Origin of the sequence: Okeania sp. SIO2C2, from assembly GCF_010692625.1 — a bacterium.
In the GTDB taxonomy this organism is placed as follows: domain Bacteria; phylum Cyanobacteriota; class Cyanobacteriia; order Cyanobacteriales; family Microcoleaceae; genus Okeania; species Okeania hirsuta.
The window spans coordinates 70,437-89,630 of the sequence record NZ_JAAHGM010000032.1 but is presented as its reverse complement, the minus strand read 5'-3'; the positions used below and the strand labels follow the sequence as shown (position 1 = coordinate 89,630).

General features: G+C 37.5%; 17 protein-coding genes. 5 read left to right on the top strand and 12 right to left on the bottom strand.

Annotated elements, in window-relative coordinates:
• Positions 1-200: 200 nt before the first annotated feature.
• A complete protein-coding gene (locus F6K18_RS22680; RefSeq protein ID WP_287524301.1) occupies positions 201-1,100 on the bottom strand; it encodes an alpha/beta fold hydrolase in 900 nt (299 codons plus the stop codon).
• A gap of 327 nt (positions 1,101-1,427) precedes the next feature.
• Between F6K18_RS22680 and F6K18_RS22675 the strand changes: the two genes are divergently transcribed.
• Positions 1,428-1,904, top strand: a complete 477-nt coding sequence (locus F6K18_RS22675; protein ID WP_287524298.1) for an anti-sigma regulatory factor — start codon at positions 1,428-1,430, stop codon at positions 1,902-1,904.
• 24 nt (positions 1,905-1,928) lie between these two features.
• On the opposite strand, the gene F6K18_RS22670 is transcribed toward F6K18_RS22675, so the two are convergent.
• Positions 1,929-2,225 (bottom strand): DUF6439 family protein, encoded by a 297-nt coding sequence (locus F6K18_RS22670; RefSeq protein ID WP_287278582.1) that lies wholly within the window; start codon positions 2,223-2,225, stop codon positions 1,929-1,931.
• 54 nt (positions 2,226-2,279) lie between these two features.
• On the opposite strand from F6K18_RS22670, the gene F6K18_RS22665 reads away from it, so the two are divergent.
• Positions 2,280-2,693, top strand: coding sequence for a DUF2203 domain-containing protein (locus tag F6K18_RS22665; protein WP_287524295.1), 414 nt, complete (start codon positions 2,280-2,282; stop codon positions 2,691-2,693).
• Positions 2,694-2,707: 14 nt separating this feature from the next.
• On the opposite strand, the gene F6K18_RS22660 is transcribed toward F6K18_RS22665, so the two are convergent.
• From F6K18_RS22660 to F6K18_RS22620, 9 genes are all read right to left on the bottom strand, one after another.
• Positions 2,708-3,181 (bottom strand): DUF2785 domain-containing protein, encoded by a 474-nt coding sequence (locus F6K18_RS22660; RefSeq protein ID WP_287524330.1) that lies wholly within the window; start codon positions 3,179-3,181, stop codon positions 2,708-2,710.
• Between the two features lie 169 nt (positions 3,182-3,350).
• On the bottom strand, positions 3,351-4,103 hold the full coding sequence (locus F6K18_RS22655; protein ID WP_287524294.1) for a class I SAM-dependent methyltransferase: 753 nt from the start codon (positions 4,101-4,103) through the stop codon (positions 3,351-3,353).
• 41 nt (positions 4,104-4,144) lie between these two features.
• Positions 4,145-4,834 (bottom strand): SDR family oxidoreductase, encoded by a 690-nt coding sequence (locus F6K18_RS22650; protein ID WP_287524291.1) that lies wholly within the window; start codon positions 4,832-4,834, stop codon positions 4,145-4,147.
• Positions 4,835-5,021: 187 nt separating this feature from the next.
• Positions 5,022-5,762, bottom strand: coding sequence for a hypothetical protein (locus tag F6K18_RS22645; protein ID WP_287524288.1), 741 nt, complete (start codon positions 5,760-5,762; stop codon positions 5,022-5,024).
• Positions 5,763-5,959: 197 nt separating this feature from the next.
• A complete protein-coding gene (locus tag F6K18_RS22640; protein ID WP_287524285.1) occupies positions 5,960-6,901 on the bottom strand; it encodes a hypothetical protein in 942 nt (313 codons plus the stop codon).
• 200 nt (positions 6,902-7,101) lie between these two features.
• Positions 7,102-8,202 (bottom strand): TauD/TfdA family dioxygenase, encoded by a 1,101-nt coding sequence (locus F6K18_RS22635; RefSeq protein ID WP_287524282.1) that lies wholly within the window; start codon positions 8,200-8,202, stop codon positions 7,102-7,104.
• A 4-nt stretch (positions 8,203-8,206) separates the two neighbouring features.
• Entirely contained in the window at positions 8,207-8,776 is a 570-nt protein-coding gene (locus tag F6K18_RS22630; RefSeq protein WP_287524280.1) for an HD domain-containing protein, read from the bottom strand.
• Positions 8,777-8,893: 117 nt separating this feature from the next.
• Positions 8,894-9,781, bottom strand: a complete 888-nt coding sequence (locus F6K18_RS22625) for a phytanoyl-CoA dioxygenase family protein (protein WP_287524278.1) — start codon at positions 9,779-9,781, stop codon at positions 8,894-8,896.
• Positions 9,782-9,822: 41 nt separating this feature from the next.
• Positions 9,823-11,232 (bottom strand): hypothetical protein, encoded by a 1,410-nt coding sequence (locus tag F6K18_RS22620; protein ID WP_287524276.1) that lies wholly within the window; start codon positions 11,230-11,232, stop codon positions 9,823-9,825.
• 891 nt (positions 11,233-12,123) lie between these two features.
• On the opposite strand from F6K18_RS22620, the gene asnS reads away from it, so the two are divergent.
• From asnS to F6K18_RS22605, 3 genes are all read left to right on the top strand, one after another.
• The gene (asnS, locus tag F6K18_RS22615; RefSeq protein ID WP_287524274.1) at positions 12,124-13,515 is read left to right on the top strand and encodes an asparagine--tRNA ligase; all 1,392 of its coding nucleotides are present in this window, start codon (positions 12,124-12,126) and stop codon (positions 13,513-13,515) included.
• Positions 13,516-14,120: 605 nt separating this feature from the next.
• Positions 14,121-14,795, top strand: coding sequence for a transposase (locus tag F6K18_RS22610; RefSeq protein WP_287524327.1), 675 nt, complete (start codon positions 14,121-14,123; stop codon positions 14,793-14,795).
• Positions 14,737-15,081: an RNA-guided endonuclease TnpB family protein gene (locus F6K18_RS22605; RefSeq protein ID WP_353735139.1), complete on the top strand. Its 345-nt coding sequence runs from the start codon at positions 14,737-14,739 to the stop codon at positions 15,079-15,081. The genes F6K18_RS22610 and F6K18_RS22605 overlap by 59 nt, the downstream gene beginning before the upstream one ends.
• A 167-nt stretch (positions 15,082-15,248) precedes the next feature.
• Here F6K18_RS22605 and F6K18_RS22600 read toward each other — a convergent pair whose 3' ends face one another.
• Complete coding sequence (locus F6K18_RS22600; protein WP_287524271.1) at positions 15,249-18,593, bottom strand: AAA-like domain-containing protein; 3,345 nt, start codon at positions 18,591-18,593, stop codon at positions 15,249-15,251.
• Positions 18,594-19,194 lie beyond the last annotated feature (601 nt).

Below are 19,194 nucleotides of genomic sequence, written 5' to 3'. Positions count from 1 at the left end.
ATGGTTAGAGTCATACAAAAATTCTAACACAGAATGATTACTCTATAGCTCTATATCTATACTGTTGCAGATTTTTCCGGTCAATCCCGGAAAAAATCGGCTTGAGGGGTCCATGTATCCCGACGCTGATCTTTCAGATAGAGCGCGGGACTTATAGCCCCTCAAACTCCCCATCAGTTAAATTAATTTTGCACAGGTACTTACTTCACAATTGAGAACATCCATTCTTTAATTAATTTGTTAACTTGTTCTGGTACTTCATCATGAGGACAATGACCCGCCTCCAAAAAGTATTCTGTTAGCTGAGGATAATACTTACGAAACTGGGCACTTCTACTTTGAGTATTTATCCAAGGATCTGCTTTTCCCCATAGCATGAGCAAGGAACAGTTTAACTGACCTAACAACACATCCACTTTTTCCCCAGATGGAGTTTTGAATATAGAAGCAAAGACTTTAGCTGCACCAGGATCGCAAGAAGGCCGATATATATCTTCTATTAGTTGCTCTGTAATAGCACTTTGGTCTAAATAAACCTTCTGTAGTGTTTTTCTGATAGTGCTACGTCGTCGCGTCCATTGAAATAATAAAAAACTAGGCCAATCTTGTAAGAGTAACCACTTTATACTTTGAGAAATAACTTTTCTCCACAAGGGAGGTTTGGCAGTAGGTTGAGATTCACTAAAAGGTCCAGCACTGTTCAGTAATATTAAACCTGCTGTAGAATTTGGATATTGAGCTGCCACACACAATGCTGCATAACCTCCCAGAGAATTTCCTGCTAATACCACAGGTTTACCAATTACTTCAGTAATAAAGTCATTTAGTTGTTCTCTCCATAGCTGACCACTATATTGCCAGTTTGCTTTTGTTGAACGTCCAAATCCTAGCAAATCGATCGCCCAAACCTGAAAAAACTGGCTCAGATATGCAATATTTTTGCGCCAATGGTCTGTTGATGCTCCAAAGCCATGTATTAATAATATGGGTGGTGTTGTGGGATCGGACTTACCTGCACATACATAGTAGATAGACTGATCCCGCCATTGCCAATAACTGCCGGGAACTGAAGTTGTAGTAGAGGCTGATGTAGTTAACATATATCAAAATATAAATTTTTATTAAGTTGCATTAAATATTGTATCAAAATTAAGGTGGGATCAAATTATTTCTAAAATATTTCTCGTCAGCGATAAAAATGTATTAAAAAAAACCTAGGCCAAAAAAAAGAAACCTAAGTAGATATTAGATACTTTAAGTAGAAAATATATAAAGAATTTCCACTAATTTTGCTTAGGTACTTTATTTTTCTTAAGAGTTTTGATACTATAAAAATATGAAAGCAGGGATGCTTATTAAAGAAAAAATTTTTAATTGTACGAGGAGATTGACAAAGGTTTACTAAGAAAAGCTAGGGAGTTTTTTCAGTGATTGCTATCTCATCACGTCCACGTCTAATAAGTCAAAACTGGGTGACAATTAGCTTTGCTTCTACCCTATATTTGTGTCCGATTCTTGATCTTTTACTGGCAGATGTTCCTAAACATTGGCATCCAGAACTACGACTAGGATTACAAGAAGCGTTGGTAAATTCTGCAAAGCATGGCAATAATTTAGACCCCAATAAGAAAGTTTTCGTCCGTTTTTCAATTGTACAAGACCAGTATTGGTGGGTGATTTCAGATCAAGGTCTGGGTTTTAAACCACCTTGTAAATCAAACCAACATCATAGGCAAACTGCTACCTATTCCCCAGAAGATTATTGTGATGATGAAAAAGAATGTGGTCGAGGCATATACATCATCTACCAAGTTTTTGATTATGTTGAATGGAACTCCAAGGGTACAGAGTTAATGCTATGCAAAAGAGTAAGAAATAACTCCAGATTACCCTTGGTTATGTGAAGAATTTAAGTTAACTTCAACTTATTAATCCTTCTTAACTCCATGAGTTGGACATGGGGGAGCTGAGATAGATCGATCTAACCAGCTAGTAGCTTGTTTAAGACGTTCGATCGCCTCAGTGGGTTGCGCTTTAATTAGAAAAACTAGGGCAGCTACAGTTAGCTCTAATGCACGGACTTGGCGATTAGACTTAAGTCGATGCCAGTCTCTTTCTGGTATAGCAAGTCTTTGGGCTAAAGCTTGGGCTAATTCTAATGTACTATACTCCTGTAAATCTCTTTTGTTAGTTGCAGTTGCAGAGGCTGAGTTAGAGTTAAGCATATTTTCCTAGATTAATGTTTTCAGGTAGAACTTACTATACTTAAGTATGCCAGTATGAATCCTCCTCCAGAACATTCTGAGAAAAAAATAAATGATGGGTGTTCAAATTCTGCATCAATTGATGGGGAGTCAGAAGTTTCAGAGACTGATTTTGCACAAGCACTAGCAGAGGTAGAGCGTTCCTTTGCTGCTCTGAAAGAACGTTATTCGCAAGTTCAGTATTATCAGAGGCGAAAAGCAGAATTAAAGCATCGCTTAGAAGAAGTACGACCGGAAGTACGTCGCCAAAAAACTAATGAATTACGAGAAGAGTTACAACGGATACAGACAGAATTAGAAACAATAGAATTAAACCTAGAGAGTAGTTTATTTGGTTGGAATAGCATAAAAGAACCATTTTGGCAAGCTGTGAGATTTGGCGGTTTAGGAATTGCGATCGGCTGGCTATTAAAATCTTGTGCTGGATGATGTCAGATCTATTTTTAAGGATTGAGAAAGAAACCTCGAACGCTATTGCAAAAACCTGTTTCTATAAATTGTAAAGCTTGATAAATTAGTTGTTGAACCGGATGTTGCTTCTCAATAGTATTTTCTGCCATCTCCCACTGAAAATAGAAAGAGCGCAGAAAATTTTGGATATTTCTATAAGCACATAGTTGTTTAGTCGGACTTGTCAGTATTTTTCGCCAAGGATACTTTTCAAAGTTATCCCAAATCAAAAGACCCGATGGACGGCGCTCAATTTCAATCAAGATATCTAACCAAGAATTTATTTGCTCAATGCTAAGTGTATTCTGTTGGCAAATTTTGACAGCAGCTCTAGCTAGTCTCTCCTCTTCAGAATGAAGATAAACTGATGGTACTGGTTGGTGAAGTTTGGTCGCGATCGCTTTTAACAATCTCATCAAATCTGAATTGTTAAGAGTTGTTAATTTGTGTAATGTATCCTTTCTGATATTGGCTATTCTGTTGTGTAATTGAGCTATACTGACAGTATCGAATAAATACTGAAATTATCTTGATTTTTCTCCTTTCTTCCCTCCTGTTTGCGGAGCATTCCGTAGGAAATTCTGACTCCTGACTCCTGAGTCCTCGCTAAGTTATTTATAAGTATTCAACCGAACATTATATTACAGGAATATCTGTTTGCTTTTTGGCTGAAATTGCCACATATTCTAGAGGTTGACCGTTAAAAAAACGACGATGGAGATAAGATTTTGTACAATGTATTTTTAAGTAATCTTTTTCCACTGCCTGACGGTAAAAATTAACAAATTCCGGACAATTATCCTCACATTCATAGCTAGTTTTTGCAATATTGAATAATACCCAACCTTGATTTTTAATTAAATTCACTCCTGTAGCAAAAGCTTTGATCGGAATATGTCCCTCACTCAAAGCAGAACAACAAATAAAACCATTTAACTTTTTCTCGTTCAGAAAATCGCGAGTTGATTTTGATAATTGAGTAAGGTCTTCCACAAAATAATTTTCATAAACTCCTGGAAAATCTCTGCGAGTAGCTTCAGCAGCTTCCGGAACAATATCAATACCAATAATAGATGTTACTCCTAATTTAGTAATAGCTTTACCAAATAACCCGCTCCCCGCTCCTAACTCTAATAGTTTCAAATCTTTGACAGATTCACCACTATTTTTTAAATTTTCAGTTAGTAGAGTAGCCATAACTTCGGGCGATCGATAGTGAAGTTTCTCTAAAGCTAGATAGTTATAGAGTCCAGGAATGCGATAAACTTCTGCATAATCATGGAGTTTTAAGCGACGCTCTCGCCCATTTTCTGTAATGAAAAAATATTCTTCATTAATTGGTAAATTTTCGATGTTATCGGGTAAGCGAATTTGAAAGTTCGTTGACATTTTGTTAATAATTTTATTAGGAATTCTGACTTCTGGCTTCCTTAACCTGTTGGAATTGCCAAGGCTTTACCATTATCGCTCGCTCCAATATACAACAGAAAAGGAACGGCAATTTTTACCCAATCTTGAGGTTGAATATACTTAGCTGCTTTTTCCGATCCATAAACTGTTTCTAAAGTATCGGTATGGATGGTTCCCGGCCACAGAGAAACGGCTGCCATACCTGGAGGTAATTCTTGTGATAGTGCTTTGGTCAATCCTTCGATCGCCCATTTACTAGCACAATAAGGCGCAGCGTTAGCAGTAGTGTAACGTCCCCAACCTGCACTAAAATTAACAATTACTCCTTGACTTTTAGCCACCATTTGTGGTAAAAAATGCCGGAGAACATTAGCCACTCCTTTGATATTGATATCAATAACGCGGTCGAAAATTTGCCCTTCTATTTCCCACAAGGGTGCAAGTTCGTGTACGATGCCAGCATTATTAATAATTAAGTCTGGAGCATCATATTTTGAGCTTATTATTTGACTCCAATTTTTAACTTGCATTTCATCAGCAATATCGACAGTCATAAAATGATGGGGTGCACCAAATTTGTGTTGCAAGGAGGCGATCGCTTCCTTATTCAAAGAACAACCAATAACAGTATGACCCAATTGAATAAAAGCTTCGGTCATGGCGCGACCAAGACCCCGACTGACACCAGTAATCAGAATTAACTTAGACATAATTATCCTTAAGGAGCAATACAGAAATCACTGCTTCATAAAACCGATATAAAACGTCTCTCTTGGTGCGCATTCCCTTGCGCCTGTCGGCGACGCGGGGTCGCACCGCATAATGTGACATTTTACTGTGTACGGACGTTTTCGCTACGCGACATGAAACGCTACGCGACATGAAACGCATTAATGCTCAAGCAACGTCCCTACCTGCTTTCCTACGGAATGCTGCGCAAACAACTGAGGCAAGTGCTTCGAGTTTAGACGAACAAACATTCGTTGTCTTTAGCTTTCTACATATCACTTTTAGTAAAGTTTCAATTCCCACACCTTGATGGCGGAGCGGCTCCAGGGTTGATATATCAAGAGAGCGCAAGTCTCCAAGAAGTTGGACTTTTTCTCGATAGACATCTCTGTGTGAAGAATTTAGGTAGACATGAATTGGATGGAAGATAAGCACTTTCAACCCTGGCTCCGACAAATCTAAGAATTCTGCTGAGTTCAGACTTAACTGACGTTCTAAGTGTAGGTTATCAGTCCACCAAACTGGTATTCGCAAGAGATCTCCATAAGCTCTGTTGATTTCAAGATTTGCATGAAAAGGTAAAAAGATCGAAGAATCATAAATAACTCCCTGCTTTGGCAAAAGATCGTATAACCCATAGTCCCAAAACATTCTGTGAGAGCGAAATCCTTTGGTATTTGGAAAATCAAACAGAAGTTCGTTAATCAGCTTTTCTGCTTCAGGTGTCACACCTCCACAAGTTCTGAAGTCAGGGTGAATTCCCGTTTCAATAAAGTCAGGGATGTCAAACCCCACCTTATTTGTGAAAAACATCGTGGCTTCTAAATCGTAGTCGGCAAGTATGCTGCACACATACTCTAGTACGAAATCAGGAGCCCAGTCTGTATCAAACGTAAGTGCAACTGTCATAAGGTGATTATCAAAAATGAATTTACCAGGGGAATTGAGTAAGTTATTGAGAGCGTGTAACTGTACAGAAATTAATTGGAATGACTATAACTTTCAGGACTTACGCATGAAATACGAAAAACTAAGATTTGAGATTGCTTGCCCTTAGGTCGCAATGACGAAAATACCTTGTAGTGCGTAAGTCGTAACTTTGATACTTAAGGCTTAATACAGAAATCACTATACCAATAGCTCATTGGTTTAACCCAAAAACGCTTGGCATAACCTTCACTCACCGCTTCACTACTTTCTCTATAAAGCAGAGATGGGGAATTGTCAACTACATAAAATGTATGACCTTGCTCATCTTGATAGATTGGATTTTCTATTTTAGTTGCACGAGTACCTTGAATTGCTCTGCCAGTATCTGCTGCTGCATCAATAATCCAACCTGTAGATTTCATGGAATCAAGCATTTCAAAAGTAACAATCGGTGCATCTCCTTGAGCAATTTCTACCGTATTGATAAAAATATCATAATTTTTAAATTCCTGCTGCATGAGATAGATATTACTCCGACGACGCAATACAGGTTCAATTCCTTTACTGGCTAAATATTTCAAGACCCCATAAGCAACATTTCCCGAACCGAATACTGCTACTCGATCGCTCTGGTTAATACCTCCTCGCAACATAATAGCTTGCATCATTGAGGCATAACCTGCTAATATACTATTTTTATGGGTAAGATCTCGTGGAATATTCAGAGTTTCTGTTTTTCCTTGAGTAACGCGAATAGATATGGAATTCGTAACATCAAATAGTCGGATCTTTTTGGGTTCAGCACAGTATTCTCTAAAATGTTTTCCTGATGCACCAAAGGGATGAATCCAACCGACAAGAGTTTGATTCTCTCTAAAGTATTGATAATCTTGGGGTTGAGGAACTTTAATGCAGTAAATTACATCTGCCCAAGCAAATAGACTTTCGCGAGAATAACCAGCACCTTCTTCATAAGCTGCATCTGGAATATCTAAACTTTCCCCATAACCTTGTTCAAATCTGCGTTCATCTTCTGAACTACAGTAGGATAGATGTTGTGGTAATAAACCGATTCTTTTTTCGTTGGTGAAACTGGGTTTAATGTAGGCTATTTTCATTGATGTTCTTCAGGTATTAACTAGCTATTAGCTTTTAGCATTCAGCTATCAACTTGTAGGTGCTTGCTGGCCATTCCCTCTAGTTGGGTTTAAATCCCCTGTTTCTATAAATCGGAAGGTTTAGGAGGGATTGAAATCCCCTCTCAGTCTAGGAATGCTTCGCAAACGCGCACATTTACTGCTGACTGCTGGTTGCTTATTTAAAATTCTTGGTGTTGAAAATTTCTTCTTCCTACAAAGAAGTTCCAATCAACATACCCTGAGTTGAGCTTTCTATTGCCTAGTGCTGGATCGAAAGCTGTTCTCCCGTGCAAAATTCTAAAATTTTGGAAGAGCAGACAGTTATGCGATTTCAACTGAAATTGATATTGATAATCGGGTTTTTTCAGATAGCGGAAAAAAGCATGATATGCTTGGTAGAAATATTCTAATTGCTCAAAAGGTAAATGAGGTCTACAGTTTCTTTTACTAAAACGGACTGTAGTCAAGTTCCCATATCTGTCGCATTCTAAAATAGTAGCAGTATTACAAAAACGATAGTGATGATTTTGGTCTACTAACCAAAATTGTACGGGAGTTTCAAGCAAAAGTTGAAAATATTGAGGATAGTCTTGGCGAAAGTCTTGAGCAACTCGAAAACCATCCACTAAGGTAGATTCACCCCCTGGGTTGTGGTTTTCTACACAATAAAGAAACTGAGCGAGGCGATGTCCTCCCCAGTAACTTAGATCGTTATGAGGAGGTAAGGGGCAACCATCACGGGGAGGTACAGATTCTTTAGTTTTGGCTTTAGTTTCTAGAGCAAAGATTTTCCCGTAATCAACGTTATAAATTGGACCGACAGATGAAAGAAAAGGTTCTAATTTTTCTGGTTGGATATTTTCTATAACGACAAATCCCAGACTAAATAATTGTTCCATCCAAACATTGTTATTAGTAGTCTGAGCATCATAAGTTTGGGGCGGTTTAAATTCTAGTTTGGCTCGATCCCATAAAATATAGTTGTCAGACTCGACTTCTGGTTGAGGATCGTAACTATTTTTGAGCAACCATTCCACAGAAAAAACGCTGCGGTGAGCGGGAGTTTCATCCCAGTCAATAGTTAAAGTTTCCTCATTTAATTCTATGGATAAAGGTTGGGGTTTTTCTGGGCGATCGCTAATATTTGGATCGTATAGTTGTTGATATGGAGCAGCATACCGACAACTTGGACAGTTTTCTCGCAACCAAATATAATGAAAGCTCTTACCTTTAATTGTAACAAATTGCTGCTTACTAAAAATTTTATCTTTATGTTGCATGATTTTAAGTTTTAATAAACTGATACTTAGGGTAAGGGTGGGCAAAAATTCTTTTTACCATTGGTGCAAAAAAAGCGAGCGGTAAAGTGTCATATTGGGGGTCGAAACTATTTTGATCGTAGTTTTCACAAAAATCAACGGTAGCTTGATAGTAGGGATGGTCGCGATATTTTTCCCGTTCGTAGCGATCGCTTCCCATGTAGTGAGCATAATAATACTTTTGAAATGTCGAATGGTGTTTAACTATCCAGTAGGTTTTTTCTGATACATAAGGTTGTAAAATAACAGCAGCTAATTCAGAGTGATTGTATGGGGCTAATTCATCACCAATATCGTGCAGTAATGCTGCAACTACAATTTCTTCACTTTCGCCATAACGATATGCTCGTGTTGCTGCTTGTAAAGAATGTTCATAACGAGTTACTTTGTAACCGTCAAAAGATGTTTTTAAAGGTTCCAAAGCAGCTAATATTCGTTCTGCTAAACCTTTTGTTGATTCTTCTGCTAAAGAGTAAATCAGTTCGTAATCTTCTTGAGTTCCATCAAGCATCCGAGTAAAACTGACTTGTTTCATTGTCGATCTTCCTGCTTTGATTTTTTTCAGTTTTGGTTGTTTTTGTTAGGACTTACGCATAGACCATATATATAGCATTTCAAGACTATGAAGTTAACTCCAAGAATCACTACTTGTTTATGGTTCTGCTAAATTTGAGTCTAGGTCTTTTTTTCTAATTATTTGCTGATATCCATATTCCTTACCTAAGAATTTTTGATTTTCCAATACTCCTTCGTATTTATTTTCTAAAATCGTGGAGTCCGGTAACTTTTGTAATGGAATATAGTGACGGTGGTCCAGACCTTCTCTTTTATATGGTTCATTCCAGACTGCATTGTGGTGACAAATTAAATTGATTCGAGGTTTATCTGTATAGTTACCTTCTGAAGCATGGATAGTATTAGAATGAAACCAGAGAGCATCTCCCGCTTCCATTTCACAATGTACTACTTCTAACCGTTCTAAAATTTTTTCCATTCTTTCGAGGTTACATAGGCGAGCGTCTCCAACGTAACTTGTATCTATTCGACCCATTAAGTGAGATTTTTTGATTACTTGAACACAACCATTTTCTCTCGTATTCGCAGTAACCGCAATAAAACAAGCTGATAAATCAGGAAATAAACATCCTTCTGTATATACTCCGCCATAAATTTGATGCCATCCGAAATGGCCTTTACTTTTGGGAAGTTTTTGTACCAGTTTGGAATGCCAATGATAGCATTCTCCTCCTAATAGGGTCTCTGAACCATCGACTACTCTTGCTAAACGAGGAATCACTCCTAGCAAGGAATCTCCTAACTCGGTCCAGTGAGCTATCCTACTAATATTGCCTTGAGCATCGGCAAATTCTGTTTCTTGTCCGCGTATTCCTGGATCCTTTTCACAGGCAATTCTTATAGGTTCAATTTCTTGTACTTCAAAGAAACCTGGAATAATCACAAATCCATCTTCGTTATATTTTGCTATCTGCTCTGGTGTTAAGGGGCGAGTTGTTTTAACTTGCTCTGGTATTAATGTCATCTGTAGATAACTCCTTTCTTGATTGATATTTACTGAATGGGTTAGATATGTTTTTTTGCATCTTCACTATCTGTGGGGAATTTTTGATTCACAAAGAAATCCTTTACTTGTCCAGAAGAACGAATTAACTGTATTGTTCCATCACTATAAGCTACTTCTGCTGGATAATTGTGTAGAGAAAAATTGGTCAAACTATGATTAAACCCATAAGCTCCACAATTATAGATTACCAAGCGATCGCCTATTTCTATATCTTCTGGCAGCATCACATCCTCCACCATAATATCTAAAGGTGTTGGCAGTTTTCCTCCCAGGGTTGCTTTCTGAGTATAGTTGCCATTTCTTCCGAGCACTTCCATATATTTGCTTGCTGGTTTCATAGACAGTCTTAAGAGTTGATGGACACCCCCATCCAAAATGATAAATTTTTGCCCTAGAGATTCTTTAATATCAACAACTTCACTCATGTAACATCCTGCTTCTCCCACCATGTAACGCCCAATTTCTACAATACAATGATAGGGATAAGGATTATTCTCAAAAATTCTTTGCAGCTCCTTACCAAAAGACTCAACATCAAATTCATTATCAATAGAATTGTAAGGTATACCGACTCCACCACCAAAATCTAACAGGGAGATATGATAACCTTGGTCATTGATTCTGTTAGCTATACTAATGGTATTTGTCCAAGAAGCTAGTAATTGGTTGTAGTCTAGGACATTACTTTCAGTAAAAATGTGAATACCTTTGAGGTTAAGATTGCTCAAAGAGTCGATCGCTGCAATTTCTTCTATAGCTCTATTTTCATCTACTCCAAATTTACTGGAACTACTGGCGATCGTTTGACTTTTTAGACTAGGTTCTCCACTATTAATATCATCACTCCCACAACTACTTGCTTTTTCCCTAATTTCACAACTCTGATTTGTTCTATATAAGGGGTTAATCCGAATTAAGACATCTTGCTTTTTACCATACTTTTGAGCCAAATTATTTAAGCGACGAGCTTCGTTTACTGATTCTAGTACAATGATGCCAATTCCTACCTCTATTGCTGCTGCTAGTTCTGAGTTAGTTTTCCCGGGCCCAGTAAACACAATTTGTGGGGCTGAAAATCCTGTTTTGAGTGCTGCCTTCAATTCTCCTGTTGAACTGATATCTGCTCCACATCCTAATTGAGCTAATGTATGGCAGATAGTTAAATTGCTATTAGCCTTTAAAGTATACAGAATGCTAAAATTTGGGGGTAGGTAATCTCGTAGTTTGGTATATTGACGGCCAATTTTGTTTAAATTGTACAAATATAAAGGAGTCCCGTATTGTTCTGACGCTGTTTTTATTTCTTGCTGAGATAAGAGAATTGGACGTACTCTATCTCCATTCAAATTAGTATTTTTCATAGAATTATGCTTGGACTTTCTGGTTGCTGAATAATTTTTAGTAGTCATATCATGTCCGGTAGCATCGGTATTATATAGCAAGGGTAGGGAAAACTTAACTAGGAACAGGGAACACTCAGGAATACCTAAGAGCAAGAAAAAAACTTAAATTTCCTGTAGATATTTACCTTTGGGTTTACACAAACGATCAAGTGCGGACATGATATCAGTAAATATCTCCATAAAAGAGAGAATAGAGAATAGGGGAAAATAATTAACAATTTTTCTACAATAGACTTATCGCTAAATAGATAGAAAAAATCGCTCAAATTAAGACACAGTAGTAATTCCAGATAAAAACATCTGGAAATTGCTAAAATCCTTACATGATAAGGGTTTACCAGTTTTTTATAGTTATAAGGCGACAACTCTAATAACTGATTTTATTTTTTATTGTTGGAAACGTCTAATAGTTAAAGATTTTTTTAAGATATACAGGACTTACGCAAAGAAACCGGGTTTCTACGGTAAATCGTTGTTTTGAGTAATAAACGCCTACGAGAAACCGGGTTTCTGGGTTCACCTGCGTAAGTTCTGATATAAAGAAAGCCACTAATTCCGGTCTAGACAAAGTTCTATTAACTCAAACTAAGAAATATGTCAATAGACATCTCCTCCAAATGAGGGAATAGGGAATAGGGAACAGGGAACCCACCCCTAACCCCTCCCAGGAGGGGAATAATTGATAATTTCTGGGTAATAATTGATTTTATTTTTAATTTTTGGATATGTCTAATAGCAACAACTCATATCTTATCAGAACGGTAGTACATCAAAAGACAGGATTTACCCAAAAACTCGGTTTATTACGACTACTAAAAATTTGTGCTAGACTCTCTAATACTAGAAAATACCAAAAATTAATCAAAATAGTTAAGTCTAATAGACAGGATTAAATAGATGACAAAGCAACGAATTGCTGAAATATTAAGAAGCGGTAAACCTGATGAAAAAGTAACAATTCAAGGATGGGTACGCACTAAGCGAGAGTTGAAAGAATTTGCTTTTGTAGAGGTTAATGACGGTTCATGTTTAGCTAACCTACAAGTGGTATTAAATCCTGATCTACCAAATTATCAAGAAAGTTTACAGCAAATGAATACAGGCGCATCATTAGAAGTAACTGGTATTTTGGTAGAGTCACCAGCAAAGGGGCAAAGAATTGAACTGAAGGCAGAAAAGGCGATCGCTTATGGGGATGCTGATCCTGAAACATATCCTTTGCAGAAAAAACGTCATTCTTTTGAGTTTCTCCGTACTATTGCACATTTGCGAGGACGAACTAATACTTATGGATCGGTTTTTCGGGTAAGAAATGCTTGTGCTAATGCTGTGCATCAATTCTTTCAAGAACGAGGTTTTTTGTGGGTTCATACTCCTATTATTACTGCTAGTGATTGTGAGGGTGCGGGGGAAATGTTTACTGTTACTAATTTTGATTTAAAGAAGGTTCCTTTAACAGAAAAACAAGATATTGATTTTAGTCAAGACTTTTTTGGAAAGCCTGCTTTTCTGACAGTTAGTGGTCAGTTAGAAGCGGAAATTATGGCAACTGCTTTTAGTAATGTTTATACGTTTGGTCCGACTTTTCGAGCAGAAAATTCTAATACTTCTCGACATTTAGCTGAGTTTTGGATGATTGAACCGGAGATGGCTTTTTGTGATTTGGTAGGAGATATGGATTTGGCTGAAGAATTTCTGAAACATATTTTTAAGTCTGTTTTGGAAAGTTGTCCGGAGGATATGGAATTTTTCAATAAACGGATTGATAAAACAGTTTTTGAAACGGCGGATACGATTATTAATAATAGTTTTGAAAGGATTACTTATACTGAGGCTGTTTCTTTATTGGAAAAGGCGGATAAAAAGTTTGATTATCCGGTAGAGTGGGGTTTAGATTTACAGTCGGAACATGAACGTTATTTGTGTGAGGAATTGTTTAAAAAGCCTGTCATTGTGACTGATTATCCGGCAAAAATTAAGGCTTTTTATATGCGTTTGAATGATGATGGTAAGACGGTTAGGGCGATGGATGTTTTGGTGCCAAAGGTAGGGGAAATTATTGGCGGTTCTCAGAGGGAAGAACGTTTGGATATTTTGGAGAAAAGGATAGATGAACAGGAGATGAATAAGGAGGAGTTATGGTGGTATTTGGATTTACGCAGGTATGGTACTGTGCCTCATGCTGGGTTTGGTTTGGGATTTGAAAGAGTGGTGCAGTTTATGACAGGAATGGGGAATATTCGAGATGTAATTCCTTTTCCGAGGGCGCCTTTAACTGTGGATTTTTAAAGTTAGGAATTATTGGGAAAGTAGAGGGGGGTTGCTGGGGAATAATTAGGGTTTGCTGAAAAAAGCAGAGTGTGGGACAAACCACTAACCCCTGCCAGGAGGGGAAGTGTCGGAAGGATTAGGCTATCGAATCTTGTCTACTCAAAATACCAACTTTTTGAGTTTCAGTCATCGAAAACCTGGCACTTTTTTCTACCTCCTGTAATTTACCAACGCCCTATTTTTTTAGTTTTTCGCTCTTTAAGATCAAACCATAAACTTCATGGGAGGTGAGGAGAATAAGAAACGAGTTGTGGAGAATTTAGAGTTTTAGGGCTAACTACTGAAGCCAAATAATTAGACAAAGTTAGACAAATGTTAAAAAATATTGAAAATCTGCTGATGAGCTGTTATCATACCATTAAAATCATCTTAAACAATCAAAGACTTTTTTTCATGGTGTCCGTGTTCAAATGCAATCAATCAAGACCAAGTTAAAAGTTAACAATTACCAAAAAACAATACTTGCTAAACACGCAGGTGTGGTTTGCTGGCGCAAAGCTTTCCTATCGGAATGCTACCGCAAACGCTAACGTCATGCTTATAACTGGGGACTCGCCTATTGTATTTCTGAGTACAAATCAACAAAAAAACGTCCTACTGCGATAGATTTGCATAAACGTTTAATTGCTGAAGTTAAAACTGAAAATCCATGGTATTATGAAGTCTCAAAGTGTGCCCCTCAACAGGCATTAAGAGATTTAGATAGAGCATTTAAAAACTTTTTAACTATTCCCAAACGTGGATTTCCGAACTTTAAGAAAAAAGGAAAAAAAGATAGTTTCTATTTAGAAGGAAGTATCAAAATTATTCAAGGAAATTATATAAAACTACCAAGAATAGGAATAGTAAAAACTTATGAAATCTTACCTTCTTGCAGAGTCAAAAATGTGAGAATATCTAAACGTGCAGATAATTGGTACATTAGTTTTAAATATGATTATCAACCAAAACCTACCCCAAAAGAACGAGATGTTATCGGTGTAGATGTTGGTATAAATACTCTAGCAACTTGCAGCGATGGAACAAAATTTGCTAACGTTAAAGCTTACAAACAAGCTAAAAAACGACGAACTCGTTATCAAAGGCGTGTCAACAAAAAAGAGCTTGGGAGCAAAAACAGAGCCAAAGCCATCAAAAAACTAGCCAAAATTCATAAAAAAGTAGCAGATATCAGAGCAGATGCACTACATAAAGTCACAACATGGGCGAGCTTTGAACCACAGCACCATTGTAATTGAAGACTTGAATGTGAGTGGAATGCTCAAAAACCACAAGCTAGCGAGTGCGATAGCAGACTGTGGCTTTTATGAGTTTAAGCGTCAGCTTATATACAAGTGTGAGTGGTATGGAAGCCAGATCGTGATAGCTGATAGATTTTATCCAAGTTCTCAGCTCTGCTCTCATTGTGGGCATCGACAGAAAATGCCGTTGCATAAGAGAACTTACGAATGTAGTAACTGTGGTTTTGAGGCTGACAGAGACTTTAATGCCGCTATCAACCTCAAAAACTATGTGAATCAGTAGCTTGAGTTCCAAGCGATTTTAAGCCTGTGGAGAAGATAAGTTGCAGACTGCGGTCAGTGGTCTTCAGTGTTTGCGCAGCATTCCGTAGGAAAACAGGAAGCTGGCTCCAAAGCTTATGCAATCACGCATGGGTAAGTTTGGGTAAGTTTAGTAGAACGGTTGTGAATTTAATCACAGAGTCGGCGATCGCTCTCACTGACATTAGGATTATTTTGCAGATAATCTCCCACCCACTCACAACCGAGTTTTATCAGATTTTCTAGATTCAAATTCCACAAAATTACTTTGCCATCTGTACTTCCAGAGGCAATCATTTGACCATCTGGACTAAAACAAATACTATTGAGACCACGCGGATACCCTTGAAAAGTATGTAACTCCCTGCCATTAAGATTCCAAAGTTTAATAGTTCTATCCATACTTGCAGAGGCAAGAATTTGACCATCAGGGCTAAAACAGAGGCTATAAATCCTACGACTATGTCCCTTAAAAGTTTGTAATTTCATTCCCTCAAGACTCCAAAGTTTAATAGTATCATCATCACTAGCAGTAGCAAGTAGCTTCCCAGTAGGGTCGAAAGTAACTGTAATCACAGCATTCCCATATTCTTGAATAGTTTGTTCTTCCTTGCCATCCAAATGCCAAAGTTTGATGCTACCATCCTTACTCACAGAAGCAATTATTCTGCCATCAGGACTAAAACTGACATGAAAGACTACATCTCTATGTCCCTGAAAAGTTTGTAGTTCCTTACCATCTAGACTCCAGAGCTTAACAGTGTTGTCGTAACTAGCAGAAGCAAGGGTTTGACCGTCGGGGCTAAAACTAACATCATAAACTCGTTCTCTATGTCCCTGAAAAGTTTGCAGTTCCTTACCATCTAGACTCCAGAGTTTAATAGTTTCATCTTCACTAGCGGAAGCAATAACTTTCTGAGTCTTGCTAAAACTAATGCTATAAATTCTACCTGTATGACCATTAAGGGTTTTCAGTTCTCTGCCATCAATATTCCAAAGTTTAACAGTGCTGTCATAACTAGCGGAAGCAATAGTTTGACCGTCAGGGCTAAAACTGACACTACTAACTTCATTACTATGCCCATTGAAAATATTTCGTTCTGTGCTTTTAACTCTCCAGAGTCTAATTGTATTGTCCCTAGAAGCAGAGGCAATAGTCTGACCATCTGGACTAAAACTGACGCTATAAATTCTATTACTGTGCCCACGGAAAGTTTGTAGTTTCTTGCCCTTAATATTCCAGAATTTGATGATTTTGTCTGCACTAGCAGATGCAATCGTTTGACCATCAGGGCTAAAACTAACCGCATTTACCCAATCTCTGTGACCTCTAAAAGTTTGTAATTCTTTGCCATCTAAATTCCAGAGTTTGATAGTTTTGTCAGCACTAGCAGATGCAATCGTTTGACCATCTGGACTAAAACTGACGCTATTAACGTTATAAGTGTGCCCAATAAAGGTTTTCAGTTCCCTACCATCTAAACTCCAGAGTTTGATAGTTTTGTCAGCACTAGCAGATGCAATAGTTTGACTATCAGGGCTAAAACTGATGCTAGAGACCCGATTTTTGTGTCCAATCAAAGTTTGTAACTCTCTACCATCTAAACTCCAAAGTTTAATAGTTTTATCAAAACTTCCAGAAGCAAGAGTTTGACCATCCGGACTGAAACTAACACTACTAACCAGATTCCTATGTTCTGTTGTAAAACTTTGTAATTCTGTGCCATCAAGACTCCAGAGTTTAATGGTGCTGTCAGAACCAGCAGATGCAAGTATCTGACCATCAGGATGGAAACAGATGCTATGGATGCGATCGCTATTTCCCGTAAAAGTTTTTAATTCTCTACCACTGAGACTCCAAAGTTTCAGAGAATTATCCCTACTACCAGAAGCAATCAAAGTACCACTAGGGTTGAAACAAACACTATTTACTCCATCTTTATGCCCTTCCAAACGATTACGCTCTCTAACTCCATAGACTGCCTGATGCAGTGCTGTTACCACCAGCATTTCAGCATCAGCTTTTGTTCTAATTGATTTGGACAATGATTGTAGAATTTTGGCTGCCCTCAATGCTTCTAGTAATGCTTCAAACTCTTGACCAGCGAGAAATAGTGTTTTTGAGGAGGCACTTTTGAGTAATACTTCTAATATCTGATTTGCCTCAGCCAATATTTGAGCTGCTTGTCTTTCTGCTGCCAATGTCCGTTGCATTTCGAGTTTATCTAGTTCTTGACTTGCCGTTAAAAACCGATAATCTTGTTCGCTCAAACTCTTAGCTGCTGCCCATGCTAGTGCTTCCTGTAAAGCTTTACCCCGCAAAAGTCGCGACTCATCTTGATAACCAGAAGCTAACCATGCAGCAAAAGCTTCTGAATAAGGTCGCAAAGTAGCTAATTCTTTCTCTACCCAAGTAACATTAAATACTGACTGATAAATGCGGTTAGCTACTATCAATTTACCTTCATATTTTACTACTAAACCAGTCAGTCGCAGTTCCATTTGTTCGGAACTATCATCTGCTACTACCTCCCCACTATTCAAAACTTGCTGATACAAACCTAATAACCGACTTGCTCGTTTTTCATTAGCTAAAAGGCGATCGCTTATGGTCTTTAAATGTTCTGGGTCGTCATTTATTCGCCAATTTTCCAGAATTTGTTTTTGTACTAAATTCTCTACCCATTCTGCCTCTTTATTTTCCCGAATAAAATCTGAATTTTTCTGAATTAAATTGCACAATTTTTGACTCAAAAAAGGTTGCCCTCCCGTCCAAAATAATACAGCTTCTAATAACCGATTAATATCTTGAGTTTTGTCTCTCAAACCTCTACCTAAAGCAGCTACTTCTGAGATTTTAAAACCAGTTAATTCTATAGGTATACCAATATTAAAAGGAGTGCGTTTTTTATCCATAATTAAATCTGCCGGAGTTGCCACACCAATCATCACAAAAGTTAATCTTTGATAATTTGAATTATCGGCTCTTTTGTTATAACAATCTCGAATTACGGCAAAAAAATCATCAATACTAAAAGGTAGACTCAGGGTACTATCAATTTCATCAATAAAAATTACAATATTTTGCTTAACAGTAGGCAGCAAAAAATCTCTGATAAACTTACTAAAACGTTTCACATTCGAGAGTTTATTTGTAACCGACCACCACTCATCAATATCAAAAAAATCATCTAAATTTAAACTACTGACAATACTATCAATGACTCCAGCATACCATTGGTCGGCAGTAACTTCCCAACTACCAACTTCTGTAATATCAATAGTTGCACAGGCAATTCCTTCTGCTTCCAACCGTTGTCTAGTTTTGACTCTTAAACTAGATTTACCCATTTGACGACAGTTCAATACATAACAAAATTCTCCTGCTTTTAAACCTTGATAAAGTTGTTCATCGGCAAGTCTAGTTACATAAGTGGGAGCATCTGGAGGCAAACTACCTCCTACTTGATAAATTGATTTTTTATAGATTTCCATATTGGTATAATTCCCTAAGATTATCCAAAGTAATAAATTTTTTAACCAATAATTACAATCACATATTCCCCACTAAATATAGGCTACTATGTAGATGGATAGTAAAGTATGATAAGTAAAACTTAAACTAAAAAATGAATTGAAGAAGGAGACAGGAGACAGGAGACAGGAGACAGGAGGAAAATTACATGGGGATTCGCTCCCCCAAGTAATGCGTGAACACCCCCGTTGACGGTGGGGTATTAAACCCACAAAGAAAATGATCAAATAGGCTTATTTTCTGGCATCGAATTTAATGTTAATCCAGAGCTAGGGTTAAATGGTTTTTGCGATTTTATTATTAGTCGTTCCACATTACAAACGATAAATCACTAAAATTTTGACATTCAATACACATTCATATCGGGTTTGGAGCGATGGTTAAGTTGAAAATTTGTGTTAATCTCCCAATATTTCATCAACAGTAAAAGTTATATTAGGCAAAGCTTGAATTGCCACAGTTTCACCGCGTTGAAAAGTCTGCACAATCTCATAACCATTCGCAGTAGGTTGTCGGTAAACTTCCAGACATTTTTGAGGAAGATTTACCAACCAAACTTCA

Excerpts from the sequence above, each read along its gene's own strand:
- F6K18_RS22640 (WP_287524285.1), bottom strand. The coding sequence starts at position 6,901 with ATGAAAATAGCCTACATTAAACCCAGTTTCACCAACGAAAAAAGAATC.
- asnS (WP_287524274.1), top strand. The coding sequence starts at position 12,124 with ATGACAAAGCAACGAATTGCTGAAATATTAAGAAGCGGTAAACCTGAT.
- F6K18_RS22645 (WP_287524288.1), bottom strand. The coding sequence starts at position 5,762 with ATGACAGTTGCACTTACGTTTGATACAGACTGGGCTCCTGATTTCGTA.
- F6K18_RS22600 (WP_287524271.1), bottom strand. The coding sequence starts at position 18,593 with ATGGAAATCTATAAAAAATCAATTTATCAAGTAGGAGGTAGTTTGCCT.
- F6K18_RS22665 (WP_287524295.1), top strand. The coding sequence starts at position 2,280 with ATGAATCCTCCTCCAGAACATTCTGAGAAAAAAATAAATGATGGGTGT.
- F6K18_RS22620 (WP_287524276.1), bottom strand. The coding sequence starts at position 11,232 with ATGACTACTAAAAATTATTCAGCAACCAGAAAGTCCAAGCATAATTCT.
- F6K18_RS22670 (WP_287278582.1), bottom strand. The coding sequence starts at position 2,225 with ATGCTTAACTCTAACTCAGCCTCTGCAACTGCAACTAACAAAAGAGAT.
- F6K18_RS22625 (WP_287524278.1), bottom strand. The coding sequence starts at position 9,781 with ATGACATTAATACCAGAGCAAGTTAAAACAACTCGCCCCTTAACACCA.
- F6K18_RS22605 (WP_353735139.1), top strand. The coding sequence starts at position 14,737 with ATGCACTACATAAAGTCACAACATGGGCGAGCTTTGAACCACAGCACC.
- F6K18_RS22635 (WP_287524282.1), bottom strand. The coding sequence starts at position 8,202 with ATGCAACATAAAGATAAAATTTTTAGTAAGCAGCAATTTGTTACAATT.
- F6K18_RS22655 (WP_287524294.1), bottom strand. The coding sequence starts at position 4,103 with ATGTCAACGAACTTTCAAATTCGCTTACCCGATAACATCGAAAATTTA.
- F6K18_RS22650 (WP_287524291.1), bottom strand. The coding sequence starts at position 4,834 with ATGTCTAAGTTAATTCTGATTACTGGTGTCAGTCGGGGTCTTGGTCGC.
- F6K18_RS22630 (WP_287524280.1), bottom strand. The coding sequence starts at position 8,776 with ATGAAACAAGTCAGTTTTACTCGGATGCTTGATGGAACTCAAGAAGAT.
- F6K18_RS22680 (WP_287524301.1), bottom strand. The coding sequence starts at position 1,100 with ATGTTAACTACATCAGCCTCTACTACAACTTCAGTTCCCGGCAGTTAT.